Annotated in this window: 18 protein-coding genes and 1 riboswitch; of the genes, 6 read left to right on the forward strand and 12 right to left on the reverse strand. The window is 70.1% G+C overall.

Going from position 1 to position 13,256, the window contains the following annotated elements; genetic code table 11:
* Positions 1-230 precede the first annotated feature (230 nt).
* On the reverse strand, positions 231-353 hold the full coding sequence (locus ACTWPW_RS02660) for a hypothetical protein (RefSeq protein ID WP_375111402.1): 123 nt from the start codon (positions 351-353) through the stop codon (positions 231-233).
* Positions 350-580, reverse strand: a complete 231-nt coding sequence (locus ACTWPW_RS02665) for a hypothetical protein (protein ID WP_443167852.1) — start codon at positions 578-580, stop codon at positions 350-352. The genes ACTWPW_RS02660 and ACTWPW_RS02665 overlap by 4 nt, the downstream gene beginning before the upstream one ends.
* A gap of 195 nt (positions 581-775) precedes the next feature.
* On the opposite strand from ACTWPW_RS02665, the gene ACTWPW_RS02670 reads away from it, so the two are divergent.
* Positions 776-1,165, forward strand: coding sequence for an SSI family serine proteinase inhibitor (locus ACTWPW_RS02670; RefSeq protein WP_375111401.1), 390 nt, complete (start codon positions 776-778; stop codon positions 1,163-1,165).
* Positions 1,166-1,237: 72 nt separating this feature from the next.
* Here the strand turns inward: ACTWPW_RS02670 and ACTWPW_RS02675 are convergent, their stop codons facing one another.
* Positions 1,238-1,642: a C40 family peptidase gene (locus ACTWPW_RS02675; RefSeq protein WP_375111400.1), complete on the reverse strand. Its 405-nt coding sequence runs from the start codon at positions 1,640-1,642 to the stop codon at positions 1,238-1,240.
* Between the two features lie 198 nt (positions 1,643-1,840).
* Positions 1,841-1,982: riboswitch (cyclic di-AMP (ydaO/yuaA leader) on the reverse strand.
* Between the two features lie 99 nt (positions 1,983-2,081).
* On the opposite strand from ACTWPW_RS02675, the gene ACTWPW_RS02680 reads away from it, so the two are divergent.
* Both ACTWPW_RS02680 and ACTWPW_RS02685 read left to right on the forward strand, forming a co-directional pair.
* Entirely contained in the window at positions 2,082-3,128 is a 1,047-nt protein-coding gene (locus ACTWPW_RS02680; RefSeq protein WP_375111399.1) for a 3-isopropylmalate dehydrogenase, read from the forward strand.
* A gap of 249 nt (positions 3,129-3,377) precedes the next feature.
* Positions 3,378-4,475 carry a branched-chain amino acid aminotransferase gene (locus ACTWPW_RS02685; protein WP_375111398.1) on the forward strand — a complete coding sequence of 366 codons (1,098 nt, stop codon included), beginning with the start codon at positions 3,378-3,380 and terminating at the stop codon, positions 4,473-4,475.
* Positions 4,476-4,517: 42 nt separating this feature from the next.
* Here ACTWPW_RS02685 and ACTWPW_RS02690 read toward each other — a convergent pair whose 3' ends face one another.
* Positions 4,518-5,162, reverse strand: coding sequence for an O-methyltransferase (locus ACTWPW_RS02690; RefSeq protein ID WP_443167853.1), 645 nt, complete (start codon positions 5,160-5,162; stop codon positions 4,518-4,520).
* Between the two features lie 59 nt (positions 5,163-5,221).
* Between ACTWPW_RS02690 and ACTWPW_RS02695 the strand changes: the two genes are divergently transcribed.
* Both ACTWPW_RS02695 and cimA read left to right on the forward strand, forming a co-directional pair.
* Positions 5,222-5,869 (forward strand): DsbA family protein, encoded by a 648-nt coding sequence (locus ACTWPW_RS02695; protein ID WP_443167854.1) that lies wholly within the window; start codon positions 5,222-5,224, stop codon positions 5,867-5,869.
* A gap of 222 nt (positions 5,870-6,091) precedes the next feature.
* Positions 6,092-7,669, forward strand: coding sequence for a citramalate synthase (cimA, locus tag ACTWPW_RS02700; RefSeq protein WP_443167855.1), 1,578 nt, complete (start codon positions 6,092-6,094; stop codon positions 7,667-7,669).
* On the opposite strand, the gene ACTWPW_RS02705 is transcribed toward cimA, so the two are convergent.
* On the reverse strand, positions 7,666-9,294 hold the full coding sequence (locus ACTWPW_RS02705) for a heparinase II/III family protein (RefSeq protein ID WP_443167856.1): 1,629 nt from the start codon (positions 9,292-9,294) through the stop codon (positions 7,666-7,668). The two genes, cimA and ACTWPW_RS02705, sit on opposite strands and share 4 nt — an antisense overlap.
* A gap of 151 nt (positions 9,295-9,445) precedes the next feature.
* Between ACTWPW_RS02705 and ACTWPW_RS02710 the strand changes: the two genes are divergently transcribed.
* Complete coding sequence (locus tag ACTWPW_RS02710; RefSeq protein WP_375111393.1) at positions 9,446-10,042, forward strand: HD domain-containing protein; 597 nt, start codon at positions 9,446-9,448, stop codon at positions 10,040-10,042.
* 5 nt (positions 10,043-10,047) lie between these two features.
* On the opposite strand, the gene ACTWPW_RS02715 is transcribed toward ACTWPW_RS02710, so the two are convergent.
* The 7 genes from ACTWPW_RS02715 to ACTWPW_RS02745 all read right to left on the reverse strand — a co-directional run bounded on the left by ACTWPW_RS02715 (position 10,048) and on the right by ACTWPW_RS02745 (position 13,169).
* Positions 10,048-10,392 (reverse strand): antibiotic biosynthesis monooxygenase family protein, encoded by a 345-nt coding sequence (locus ACTWPW_RS02715; protein ID WP_364117921.1) that lies wholly within the window; start codon positions 10,390-10,392, stop codon positions 10,048-10,050.
* Positions 10,393-10,408: 16 nt separating this feature from the next.
* Positions 10,409-10,996, reverse strand: a complete 588-nt coding sequence (locus ACTWPW_RS02720) for an alkaline shock response membrane anchor protein AmaP (RefSeq protein WP_443167857.1) — start codon at positions 10,994-10,996, stop codon at positions 10,409-10,411.
* On the reverse strand, positions 10,993-11,628 hold the full coding sequence (locus ACTWPW_RS02725; protein WP_375111391.1) for a DUF6286 domain-containing protein: 636 nt from the start codon (positions 11,626-11,628) through the stop codon (positions 10,993-10,995). The genes ACTWPW_RS02720 and ACTWPW_RS02725 overlap by 4 nt, the downstream gene beginning before the upstream one ends.
* Positions 11,625-12,023: an Asp23/Gls24 family envelope stress response protein gene (locus tag ACTWPW_RS02730; RefSeq protein WP_375111390.1), complete on the reverse strand. Its 399-nt coding sequence runs from the start codon at positions 12,021-12,023 to the stop codon at positions 11,625-11,627. The genes ACTWPW_RS02725 and ACTWPW_RS02730 overlap by 4 nt, the downstream gene beginning before the upstream one ends.
* The gene (locus ACTWPW_RS02735; RefSeq protein WP_364117929.1) at positions 12,020-12,208 is read right to left on the reverse strand and encodes a hypothetical protein; all 189 of its coding nucleotides are present in this window, start codon (positions 12,206-12,208) and stop codon (positions 12,020-12,022) included. Before ACTWPW_RS02735 ends, ACTWPW_RS02730 begins: the two co-directional genes overlap by 4 nt.
* Positions 12,205-12,498: a hypothetical protein gene (locus ACTWPW_RS02740; protein ID WP_375111389.1), complete on the reverse strand. Its 294-nt coding sequence runs from the start codon at positions 12,496-12,498 to the stop codon at positions 12,205-12,207. Before ACTWPW_RS02740 ends, ACTWPW_RS02735 begins: the two co-directional genes overlap by 4 nt.
* A gap of 164 nt (positions 12,499-12,662) precedes the next feature.
* Positions 12,663-13,169: an Asp23/Gls24 family envelope stress response protein gene (locus ACTWPW_RS02745; RefSeq protein ID WP_375111388.1), complete on the reverse strand. Its 507-nt coding sequence runs from the start codon at positions 13,167-13,169 to the stop codon at positions 12,663-12,665.
* Positions 13,170-13,256: the final 87 nt, after the last annotated feature.

A 13,256-nucleotide genomic window follows, 5' to 3' on the forward strand; every position in this document is an offset into this window, starting at 1 on the left:
TCGGCCACTAAGTCCCTTCGTCCGGTCCGTGACCCGGACCACGAGATCAGGCCCGGTCGGATTCGCGACCGGAGTCCGGCTTCCCCCTTCAGGAATTCTGGAACGCGCCCGCGAGAAGAGATGAATCGCATGTACGAGATGTATGCCTGGAACCGTGCCGAAGACCACGACGACGAGGCGGCCGAGGCCGTCCAGACCGCGCTGGACCGCCGCGACAACGGCGGCGCCCCTCAGAACTCCAGCCGGTAGAACACGGCCGTCCGCCTCATCGCCGGCAGGGCGCCGACGATCCAGGCCGAGATGCGGTGCGTGATCGACAGGCGGTCGAATCCGTCGAGGTCGAACGCGCTCACCGCCGACAGGCCCGGCCCGGGAAGCGCTCCACGATCGCCCGCGGCAGCGCGGCGCCCTCGGCCGGGTCGAGGTAGTAGAGCAGGCCCTCGGTGACCACCAGCGCGGGAGCGTCGCCGGGGACCCGCTCCAGCCACGCCAGATCGGTGACCGATGACCCGATCGTGGCGTGGCCTGCGCGCCCGGGGAACAGCCTGTCGCGCAGCTCGATGACCTCCGGGTAGCCCACGTCGTACCAGCTGACCGACGGCGGCTGAGCGCCACGGCCTGGCGCCGCCGGGTCCGATGCCCGTCCCGGTGAAGTCGTGGTCGATCCGCCGCCACGCTACGCCTGGGACAGGGGGTACGGACACCTGCCGTTGTGGATACGGAGAGTGCTGGTAGCGTCGCGCTGCGTATCCATTCCATGAGGAGGTTCCCCCCCATGCACGCTTCCCTGACCGCGATCCGCCGCGCCGTCGCCGTCGCCGTCCCCGCGCTGGCCACCGCGGCCCTGCTCGCCGCTCCCGCCCACGCGCAGGCGGCCGAGCTGACCATCACCAAGTACCACGGTGGTGTGGCCCAGCGCTGGGTCCTGATCTGCGACCCGGACGACGGTAACCACCCCGACCCGTTCGCCGCCTGCGACAGGCTGCGCGAGATCGGCGGTGACCTCGACCAGATCCGGTTCCGCCCGGACGTCCCGTGCCCGCGGATCTTCGACCCCGTCGATGTCCAGATCCACGGTCATTTCCACGGCGAGCCGCTGGACCTCGCCGAGCAGTACCCGAACCCCTGCTTCGTGGAGCGCCTGGCCGCCCCGATCGTGCCCTGACGACCTGGAAGAGAGCCCCTGAGGCGACCTGAAAGAGAGCGGCCCCGGGCTCGCGGGGCCGCTCTCGGCTTCTCAGAGGGTGGCGGTGAGCGTGGCCGGGGCGGAGGACCGGCGCTGCTTCAGCACCTCGGTCCACTGGCGCACGCCCTTGGGATCCGGCCGGACCGCTCCCACGAACGCCTGTCTGCGCCAGGTCGAAAGCTTCTCCTCCTTCACGACGTCGCCCGTGCGCGGCGCATGCACCATGTAGCCGGGCTTCGAGATCATCCCCACGTGACCCAGGTTGCTGAAGAACACCAGGTCACCGGGCTCTAGATCGTTCCATGCGATTTTCCTGGAAAATGCCCCGTACTGTTCGCGGGCGGTGCGCGGCAGTTCGATGCCCGCGGCTTCGTAGGACCTGAGCATGAGCCCGGAGCAGTCGTACCCGCTCCTGCTGGTCCCGCCCCAGACGTACGGGGTGCCGCGTTTGTCCATGGCGTAGTCGAGGGCGATCTTCCAGGCGGGCGTGGGGGCCTGCGCCTCCTGGATGCGCTTGATCTCGGCGCCGGTCAGGGTGGTGGTGTCTTTGTCCGTGGTGGCCCGGGGTCCGTCGGTGGCGGCCTGGGCGGCTGGGGTGGCCAGGATGAGCCCGGCGACACCGGCCGCCAGGGCAATGGCGATGCGAGACAGAACACTGTCCTTCCATGCGGCCGACCGGGTTAGCTGACGGGCTCGGGCCTGGAAGACGGCCCTACGGCGGTGCCGATTCGCCCCTGGGGGAAAGTTGGGTCCCCGGCTCCACGCAGCGGCTGCGTGGATTAGGCCAGACGGACTCTAACGAAACGGTCAAAAGGTCGCAAATGCCTCAAAACCGGACGTCCGAAAAATGAGATGATGTGTTCGTCAGACGAGACGAGCCGGTAAGGTACCGCCCATGGAGTCGCGTAACATCCGCTTGGCCGTCATCCCCGGGGATGGCATCGGCACCGAGGTCGTGGCCGAAGGACTCAAGGTCCTGGAGGCCGTAGGCACGAAGATCGAGCCCACGCACTACGACCTGGGCGCCGCACGCTATCACCGCACCGGCGAGACGCTGCCGGACGCGGTGCTCGACGAGCTGCGCGGCTACGACGCGATCCTGCTCGGCGCCATCGGCGACCCCAGCGTGCCGCCGGGCGTCCTCGAGCGCGACCTGCTGCTGCGGCTCCGGTTCGAGTTCGACCACTACGTCAACCTGCGGCCGGTCAAGCTGTTCCCCGGGGTCGAGACCCCGCTGGCCGACACGCCCGCCGAGGACATCGACATGATCGTCGTCCGCGAGGGCACCGAGGGCCTCTACGCCGGCACCGGTGGCACCATGCGGCGCGGCACGCCGCACGAGATCGCCACCCAGGAGTCGCTCAACACCGCCCACGGTGTCGAGCGCGTGGTGCGTTACGCGTTCGAGAAGGCCAAGTCGCGGCCGCGCAGGAAGCTGACCCTCGTCCACAAGACCAACGTCCTCACCTACGCCGGCGACCTGTGGCAGCGCACGGTCAACCGGGTGGCCGAGGAATACCCCGAGGTCACCACCGACTACAGCCACATCGACGCGGCCTCGATGTTCTTCGTCACCCAGCCGGAGCGCTTCGACGTGGTCGTCACCGACAACCTGTTCGGCGACATCATCACCGACCTCGGCGCGGCCGTCGCGGGCGGCATCGGCCTGGCCGCCAGCGGCAACATCAACCCTGAGCGGACCACGCCCAGCATGTTCGAGCCGGTCCACGGCAGCGCGCCCGACATCGCCGGCCAGGGCAAGGCCGACCCCACCGCGACCATCCTGTCCGTCGCCATGCTCCTCGACCACCTGGGCCTGCACGCCGAGGCGGCCAGGGTCGAGCAGGCGGTCGCCGACGACATCGTGGAGCGCCTCGCCGGCTGGGCCGGCCGCACCACGACCGAGATCGGCGACGACATCACCGCGCGAGTATCCGGCTAGGACCGCCTAGCCCCGAAACAGCGCCTGGCGGTCCGAGAGGACTCGCCAGGCGCTTTTTCGCGTCCGCGTTCCGGCCGTGGAATGGGCTTATCACCCCCATTGGCCGCTTGCCATCCCATATGGCGAGACAATAGGAAGTACGGACTGCCCTCCCGGCCACGGCCGCTCACCGCCACCGGCTCGCAGATCCGCAGACAGTGGGCAGATTCCGGTAGATTTCGGTAGATCGCAGAGAGAAGGACCTCCGTCATGACCATCGCTCAGAAGCTCAGCTTCGACGTGCAGCTATCCGACCACGCTCGCACCGCGGCCGAGCGGGAGCAGGTACTGGCGAACCCCGGTTTCGGGCAGACCTTCACGGATCACATGATCTCGATCGACTACACCGAGGGGCAGGGCTGGCACGACGCCAGGCTCATGCCGTACGGGCCGCTCTCGCTCGACCCGGCCACCTCGGTCTTCCACTACGCGCAGGAGCTGTTCGAGGGCCTGAAGGCCTACCGCCAGATCAGCGGCTCGATCGTGACGTTCCGCCCGTACGCGAACGCCTCCCGCTTCAACCGCTCGGCGCTGCGCATGGCCATGCCCGAGCTGCCCGAGGAGACGTTCGTCGACTCGCTCGAGCTCCTCGTCGAGACCGACAAGGAGTGGGTGCCCACCACCGAGGGTCACAGCCTCTACCTGCGCCCCTTCATGATCGCCACCCAGGCGGGGCTCGGGGTCAACTACCCGTCGAAGACGTACAAGTACATGGTCATCGCCTCGCCGGCGGCCTCCTACTTCACCGGCGGGATCAAGCCCGTCTCCGTCTGGCTGTCCACCGAGTACACGCGGGCCGCCCCGGGCGGCACCGGCTTCGCCAAGTGCGGCGGCAACTACGCCGCGGCGTTCGTCGCGCAGCGGCAGGCGGTGGAGAACGGCTGCGACCAGGTGGTGTGGCTGGACGCGGGCGAGCACAAGTACGTCGAGGAGATGGGCGGGATGAACCTGTTCTTCGTCTTCGGCAACAAGCTCGTCACCCCCGAGCTCACCGGCACGCTGCTGCCCGGCATCACCAGGGAGTCCATCCTGGAGCTGGCCGGCGACCTGGGCCTGGAGACCGAGGAGCGCCTCGTCTCGGTGGACGAGTGGCAGTCCGCGTGCGAGTCGGGCGAGCTCACGGAGGTGTTCGCGTGCGGCACGGCCGCCGTCGTGACGCCGGTGGGCGTGGTGAAGGGCGCCGACCGCTCCTGGACCGTCGCCGACGGCACGCCCGGCCCGGTCACCATGCGGGTGCGCGAGGAGCTGGTGGGCATCCAGTACGGCGCCCGCCCCGACGCCCACAACTGGATCCACAAGATCGTCTGATCGTGTCCCCTCGGGGCGGCAGGCCCGCCCCGAGGGCCCGCGCTAGTTCTTCCTGATCATCGTCATCCCGTCGGCCACGGGCAGCATGAGCACGCTCACCCGGGGATCCGCGATCACCAGGTCGTTGAACTGCCGTATCTCGACCGTCGTGATCTCCTCGTGCGCCGGGTCGGCTACCCAGCCCCTGCGCAGCGTGTTGTCCGCCAGCAGCAGCCCGCCCGGCCGCAGCCGGTCCATCAGCAGCTCGTAGTAGGCGGGGTAGCTGCCCTTGTCGGCGTCGATGAAGGCCAGGTCGACCGTCTGGTCGAAGGTGGCGAGCGTCTCCTTGGCGGGCCCGATCGTGAGCGTCACCCGGTCGGCCACCCCCGCCTCGTGCCAGTAGCGGCGGGCCACGGACGTCCACCGCTCGCTGATGTCGAAGCAGTGCAGGGTGCCGCCGGACAGTCCGCGGGCGATGCACACGGACGAGTATCCGGTGAACGTGCCCACCTCCACGACCACCTGGGGCGCCATGAGCTGCGTGATCATGGTGAGGAATCGGCCCTGGTCGGGGGAGATCTGCATCGCCGCGTTCTCGCCCGCGATCTCGGCCGTCTCCTTCTCCAGCTGCTCCAGCAGGGGGTCGGGTGGAGTGGTGTGCTCGAACACGTATCTCGCTACGGCAGAGTCAAGGAGGTATGCCTTCATGCGGCCATTGTTTCCCCTTCGGATAGGGTCTGCGCGATCGACGAGGTGAGAGTGGGCTGATGATGAAGCGGTTGATGGCGGTGGCGGCGGCGTTCGTGGCGATCGTCGTGCTCGGGGCGCTGTCGTTCTTCTCGGGGACCGGTGTGTCGTCCGAGGGGGTGACGCTGACCCGGCAGGCGGACGGTTCGATGATCCTGGCCGACCTGGCGAGCGAGGCTCCCGTGCTGGACGTGTTCGAGGACTTCGACTGTCCCATTTGCAAGGACATGCATGCCAAGGTGGACGGCACGATCCAGAAGCTGGCGCGGGAGGGGAAGGTCAAGGTCGTCTTCCACGCCGTGACGATCTTCCAGGACGAGCCCATGCGCTCCAACTCCATCCGCGCCGCGGCGGCCGCCCGCTGCGTCCCGGAGACGAACTGGCTGGCGTTCAGGGACGAGGTGTACGCCATGCAGCCCGCGCCGCACGGCGAGGCCTCCGGGTTCACCGTCGAGGAGCTGGCCAAGGCCGCCAGGAAGGCCGGGGCCTCGGTGGACTCGTGCGTGACGTCGCAGTCGTACGCGAAGGCGCACGTGGCGGAGACGGCCAAGATCCGGCTGGAGGGCACGCCGACCGTGCTGCTCGACGGGCGGTTGCTGGGCAACGAGGCGTTCGACCCGGCGGCGCTCGAGCAGGCCATCACGGGAGGCGACGGGGTCCAGGTCTGAGGCCCAGGTGTGACGTGCGGTGTCCCAGGACGTGAGACCGGTGTGCCGAATGGTGAATTCATGTGGCAGACTGGGCGGCACCATGTTCTACGGTCTGCTCATTATCGGCAGGCGCGCTGGCTGACACAGGGACACCGCCAGCGCGCAGACCTCTCACGTCCGTGAGGGGTCTTTTTGTTTTCCCGGACACCACAAACCTTCTTCCAGAGAGAAGAGAGACTCATGGCCGACGACCGCTTCCACGTATACGACACGACGCTGCGTGACGGCGCACAACAAGAGGGCCTCAACCTCACGGTCGCCGACAAGCTCGCCGTCGCGCGTCACCTGGACAGCCTGGGCGTCGGCTTCATCGAAGGGGGCTGGCCGGGCGCCAACCCCAAGGACACAGAGTTCTTCAGACGAGCTCGAACAGAGCTCGATCTGAAGCACGCGCAACTAGCCGCGTTCGGCGCGACCCGCCGGGCAGGTGTCAAGGCAGCCGACGACCCATTGGTAGCCGCGTTGCGCGAATCCGGCGCGCCGGTCGTGACCCTTGTCGCCAAGAGTCACGACCGGCACGTGGAGCTGGCCCTCCGCACGACTCTCCAGGAGAACCTCGCGATGATCCGCGACACGGTCTCCCACCTCCGTGCGGAGGGACAGCGAGTCTTCCTCGACGCCGAGCACTTCTTCGACGGTTACAAGTCCAATCCAGCCTACGCGCTGGAGGTCCTCAGGACCGCGGCCGAAGCCGGGGCCGACGTCATCGCCCTGTGCGACACGAACGGCGGCATGCTCCCCGACGAGCTGGCCGAGATCGTCCTCGACGCCGTACGCACCAGCGCCCGGGTCGGCATCCACTGCCACGACGACACGGGCTGCGCCGTGGCCAACACGCTGGCCGCCGTCAAGGCGGGCGCCACGCACGTACAGGGCTGCGCCAACGGCTACGGCGAGCGCTCGGGCAACGCCAACCTCTTCACGGTCGTGGCGAACCTGCAGCTCAAGCGCGGTTTCGACCTCGTTCCCCAGGGCGCGCTGGCCGACATGACCCGCATCGCCCACGCGATCACCGAGGTCACCAACGTCACCCCCAACTCCCACGCCCCCTACGTCGGCATGTCCGCCTTCGCCCACAAGGCCGGCCTGCACGCCAGCGCCATCAAGGTCGACCCCAACCTCTACCAGCACATCGACCCCGCCCAGGTGGGCAACGACATGCGCATGCTGGTCTCCGACATGGCGGGCCGCGCGTCGGTGGAGCTCAAGGGCCGCGAGCTGGGCTACGAGCTGACCCCCGAGCACACCAAGACGCTCGTGGAGCGGGTCAAGGACCTGGAGTCGAGGGGCTTCACGTTCGAGGCCGCCGACGCCTCCTTCGAGCTGCTGCTGCGCGACACCGTCGAGGGCGAGCGCAGGCGCCACTTCGAGGTCGAGTCCTGGCGCGTCATCGTGGAGCGCACGAAGGGCGGCGAGCTGGTCAGCGAGGCCACGGTCAAGCTGCACGCCAAGGGCGAGCGCATCGTGGCCACCGGCGAGGGCAACGGCCCGGTGAACGCCCTGGACAAGGCCGTCCGCCTGGCGCTGGAGAAGCTCTACCCCGAGCTGGCGAAGCTGGAGCTGGTGGACTACAAGGTCCGCATACTCGAGGGCACGCACGGCACCGACGCCATCACCAGGGTCCTCATCACCTCCAGCGACGAGACCACGGAGTGGGCCACGGTCGGGGTGGCGGAGAACATCATCGACGCGTCGTGGCAGGCCCTGGAGCAGGCGGTCACGTACGGCCTGCTCCGCGCCGGCCGGGACTGCGGCTAGATCAGCCCGGCGGAGAAGGTCACGCCGTCCACCGTGACCTTCCCGCCCGAGCACGACACCTTGGGCGAGTCCGTCCCCGGCACGACGATCGTCAGCAGCGACTTCGCCGCCGGGGACACCACCACGTTGGTCGCCTGCTTCGACAGGTACGTCGGCGACACCCAGCCCAGCTTGCCGCCCCGCTCCACCTTCTGCCCGCCGGCCCGGTCGCACGACGCGAGCTGCAGCAGCGTGACCTTGAACTTCCCGTCCGCCAGGACCACCTTGCCGCCGCCCTTGGAGACGACCTTGAGCGACGGGGCGAACCGCCACACGTTCCGGACCTTCTTGCCGCCCGACGCGGTGTCCAGCACCGCCATCAGGTCCTCGCCGTGGTTCACCAGCACCGACCTGGTACGGCTCACCCCGTACGCCTTGTCGGTCAGCTTGAACGCCTGCCGGTCCTTGCCGTAGTCGGTCTCGACGAGCTTGCTGGCCGTGCGCGGCCTGAACCCGGCCCCCACCACGGTCGGCACGTTGTGCGCCTCGGGCGAGAGCGTCCAGTAGCGGTAGGAGCTCTTCTCGTAGGAGTGGAACCCGCCGTCCACCAGGATGTCGCGCCCCTGCGCGTAGTACGTCACGCCCAGGTGGTCCTCGTGACCGTGGAACTTCATGCCCGGCCCGAACCGGATCGAGTAGTAGGCCGACTCGGGCTTGCCCCACGCGGTGCGCCCGAAGACGTACCCGGCCCGGTAGGCCCTGACCTCCTCCTTCGGGGTGCCCGTGTCCATCTTCGGCTCGGTCTCGGCGCTGCCGTCGCCGATGGGCACCATGTAGCCGTTGGGCATGGTCGAGTGGGCGATGAAGTCCTTGAGGGCCTCCGCGCGCTCGGCGATCTCACCGGGCACCTTGCGGTCGCACGCCTTCATGTTGGTCATGGCGACCTGGAGCCGGCCGTACACGTAGACGGCGTAGCGGGGGGCCTGCTCCATCAGCGCGCCCTGCGCGTCCACGTCCAGCTTCACCGTGCCGGTCAACCGGCTGGAGGCCAGGTTCGCCCAGTCCTTGCGGCCGTACCGGCAGCCGATGCCCATGAGCGCGATGTCCTGGTCGATGCCGTGGTTGTGGCCCTTCTTGTACAGGCGGGCGTCCGAGAGGAGCTTGGCGTGCACGGCCAGGCTGTCCTTGAGCCAGCCCTCGTTCACGTGCCTGCTCAGGCAGAGCAGCGGCTGCGTGCGCAGCGAGACCGGGTGGTCCTTCCAGACGTACGGCTGCGTGCCGCGGGCGCCGTACTTGTTGCCGGCCACCCAGTCCTTGGCGATCTCGGTGGCGCGGTCGAGGTAGCGGCGCTCGCCGGTGTTCTCGTACTCGACGACGAGGGTGCCCATCCAGCGCAGCGACTGGAACACGAACTCCCACGACCGGTTCTTGTACGGGCTCGCGTCCCAGTTGATGTCTTTGCCAAGCTTGTACGCCGGCAGCCCCACCAGCGAGATCTCGCCCTTCATGACGTCCTCGGCCGTCGGCGTGCCGGGCAGCCAGTCGCCCTGGCACTCGGCGGTGCGGGCCACCCTGTCGGCCTGCGCGGGGCTCACGAAAGCGCCGAGTGCGAGCGTGAGGGCAAGAGGGATCGCGAGCCGGCGCACGCCAGTTCCTTCCGGGACAAAAAGACGAGGGCGGGACATGCTTTCGGAATCGCGATCAACTGGTCAAGTTGAGTTCCCGATTCGTTAGCCGCCCGATGCTGTGCCGCACCCCGGCTGGCGAGCGCGTGTCCGCCGCGACATGCTGGTACACGTGAGATTCGACGACCTGGTGATCCCCGACACGCCCGCCTGCCGCGGCGCGCTCGAGGTGGCCACCCGCTACCACACGCCTTCGCTGCTCAACCACTCGATCCGCGCCTACCTGTGGGCGGCGGCGTACGCGCAGGGCAACGGCATCGCGTTCGACGCCGAGCTGCTGTACGTGTCGGCCATGCTGCACGACATCGGGCTGGTGCCCGAGTTCGACAGCCACACGGTGCCCTACGAGGAGGCCGGGGGGCACGTGGCCTGGGCGTTCTGCGCCGGGGCCGGCTGGTCGCCCGAGCGGCGGTCACGCGCCTGCGAGGTGATCATCAGGCACATGTGGGAGGAGGTCCCGCTGGAGGAGGACCCCGAAGGCCACCTGCTGGAGCTCTCGACCGGCATGGACATCTCCGGCCGCCGCACCGACGAGCTCCCCGCCCTCGTGCGGGAGGAGGTGCTGGAGCGCCATCCGCGGCTGGACATCGTCAAGGAGTTCAGCGTGTGCATCGCCGACCAGGGCGCGCGCAAGGAGTCGAGCTTCGCGGCCGCGTTCGTCCGCAACGGCATCGTCGACCGCATCCTACGCAACCCGCTCGACGGCTGAGGCCGCTACTCCTTGGGGCCGGTGCTCTCGGCGACCTCGAAGGTCCACACCTCCGAGCCCGTCGCCGCGGGCCCCTGCCCGTGCCCGTGACCCTGCGCGCCGGCGGCCTGGGCGGCCTGCGCGTGGCCGCGCCGGAAGGCCTCGCCCTCCTGCCACTTCTGGAAGTCAGCCTCGCTGCGCCAGCGCGTGTAGACGAGGTAGCGCTCGGTGCCCTCCACCGGCCGCAGCAGCTCGAACCACTCGAACCCGTCGGCCGACTCGACCATCCCGGCCCGGTTGGAGAAGCGCTTCTCGAGCTCCTCGCGCATCCCGGCGGGCACGGTCAGCACGTTGATCTTCACGACGGACAACAGAGGACCCCTCTCGTCAGCGCACGGCTCGGTGCGGTGAAGGTGCGGGCTCCAGGCTAACGCGGGCCACCGCCGGGACCTGATCCCGGTCCAGCGCGTCCCGCATGTGCGGCAGCGCCACCGTGGAGAGGTGCCGGCTGAGCTCGCCCATCGGCACCGACTCGTCGGCGACCACGCGCAGCCGTACCTCGGGGCGGGTTTGCGGGCCCACCAGGTTCGCGTCGGCGCTCAGCACGGCGGGGCTCGACTCCACGTCGGCGGCCACCGCCTGCGCCATGCCGCCCGCCGACACCTCCGTGACGCCGGTCGGGCCGTCCTCGACGCGCAGCGTCCTGCGCGTCTGCCTGCGTCCCTGCGCGAACAGCCAGCGCAACGCCAGCAGCGCGACGACCAGGGACGCCAGGGCCGCCAGCCACCAGATCCAGGGGCTGTTGCGGGCGAAGAACCCCACCACGTTGCCGTCCACGACCGGGGTCCGCGCGGCGGCCCAGTCCTGCGAGAACGCGCCCAGGCCGCGGGCCAGGGCGGAGCCTCCCAGGAGCGTCAGCACCAGGCCGACCAGGGCCAGCCCCCACCGGTTGCCCCGGCCCGTCCTCCTGTTCATCGCGTCCGCTCCTTCACGTTCACCGCCACCCGGTACGGCTCCACGAGGTCCAGCCCGGCCAGCCGGGCCAGCACGGCACCGCGTACGTCCTGGCCGAATCTGTCGGGGTCGTGCCCGTACGTGGTGGGCGTGACGGCGACCGTGTGGCCGCGCAGGGTGGCCCGGGCCGAGCGCACGCCGGGCACCTCCTCGGCCGCGTGCGCCAGGGCCCGGGTGACGCTCTTCGGGCGCAGGCCGATGATCAGGTCCGGGTCGCCGCTGCGTACCGGCACCATGCTCGGCCGCCCCGGCACCAGCGCGGTCAGCAGCAGGGCCAGCCCCACCAGCGTCACCACCAGCGAGCCCAGCAGGACCAGCGGGTCCGACCACAGCGTCGAGGAGGCCCAGGACAGCAGGCCGTCGTACGGGATCCAGCGCAGCGGCCGGCCGGCCAGCGCCGAGATCGTCTCGGCGGCCACGAGCAGGCCGAGCAGCGCGAGGAGGGCGGCGACGATGATCGCCGGCGTCCTCCGCTGCGGCCGGAACGCCCGCATCGCGGCCCGGTCGGCGGCCCTCGAACGCGGCGGCTCGACCACGGCCCGATGCGCGCCCGACGGCTCGGGCGGCACCGCGCACACCTCCTGCGCGCTCATGGCAACTCCCGGCCGGTGGGGACGACGCCTCGCCCGGACGTGGTGACGTCCAGGTCGGTCATGGTGATGTCCAGGCGGGTGACGCGCAGGCCGGTCTGGAGGGCGACGCGCCGCATCACGTGCTCCCTGAGCCGCCCCGCCACCGCGCGCAGCGGCGCCGGGTAGGCCACGCGTACGTTGAGCCGGACCACGGCCTGCCCGCCGTGCACCTCGCCGCTCGACGCGGGCGCCCACGGCAGCGCGCGCAGGTTCACCTCACGCACCTCGGGCACCTCCCTGGCGGCACAGCAGGCGATCTTCGTGACCACCCGGTCGGCGACCTCGGTGCGCCCGCGTCCCTCAGGAGCCGGCAGGGGAGCGGGGCGCTGCGCGGGAACCGTGGACAGGGCGGTCATTTCCGCCTCACGGACAGGCCGGACAGGTTGACCTCGCCGGTCTCGGCGATGCGTCCGACCAGGAAGCCGATCGCGCCGAGCACGAGGACGAGCAGGAACGGGCCCAGCCCGCCGAACGCCCCGACCAGCCCGAGCACGATGCCGACGGCCATCCCGATCAGCGGCGTCCACTGGATGTTGTTCATGATCCCTCCACGATGTCGATGGCGCCGTCGATGATGTCGTCGATGCGCACGTTGACCGGGCGGTCCCCGGCCAGGTCCGCCACGGCCCGCCGGACGCCCTCGGCGGTCTCCGGCAGCGGGCGGGCCAGCGTCGCGACGATGGCGATCTCCACCTCGCGCTCGTCCACGGACACGCCCGTGACCCGCTCGCCCGGCAGGTACGTGGCCACCGTCCCGAACGGCCCGCCGGACAGCCCGGCCACCCCCGGACACCCCCGCGCCCGCTCGGCGATCAGCCGCGCCTCACCCACGGCCCCGCCCGGCCCGCCGGCGCGAGACCGCCTCCCAGCGTGGGACGGCCCCCCAGCGTGGGACGGCCCTCCGGCGCGAGACCGCCCCCCGGCGTGGGACGGCCCCCCGACATGGGACGGCCCCCCGGCGCCGGGGTGGGCGCCGGCGTCGGCCGGGCCGCCTGTCATTGGACCCGGGGCTCCTGCCCCGCGTCCGTCCTCTGCCCGTCGTGCCCCCGATCTCTGTCTCTGTCCTGGTCGGGCAGGTGGACGTCGTCCACCCGGATGTTGACCTCGGTCACCTCGAGGCCGCACATCCGCTCGACCGCCCCGATCACGTTCTTCCGCACGGCGGCGGCCAGGTCCGGGATCGCGGTCCCGTACTCGGCCACCAGATCGAGATCGACGGCGGCCTGCCGCTCGCCCACCTCGACCGTCACGCCCTGGGAGACGCTCGGGTCCCCGCCGACGATGCCGCGCATGCTGCCGAGCGCCCGCGCCGCGCCCGCGCCCATGGCGTACACGCCGGACACCTCCCGGGCCGCCAGCCCGGCGATCTTGGCGACGACCCCGTCGTCGATGCTCGTGGTGCCCTTGTCCGTGACCAGCGAGGTCGCCGAGCCGGCGCCCTCCTGGGTCCTGGCCCGTGGCACGGTTCCCGTCGCACCGGCTCCCGTGGGCCGATTAGACATCGTGTCCGACACGATCCGTCACCCCCTAGATGTCTCACTAGAAGGCAGATAACCGCTGCTAAACGACTGAAGCCTAACAAAACGGAC

Origin of the sequence: Nonomuraea sp. KM90 (assembly GCF_052246675.1) — a bacterium.
Classification (GTDB): Bacteria; Actinomycetota; Actinomycetes; order Streptosporangiales; family Streptosporangiaceae; genus Nonomuraea.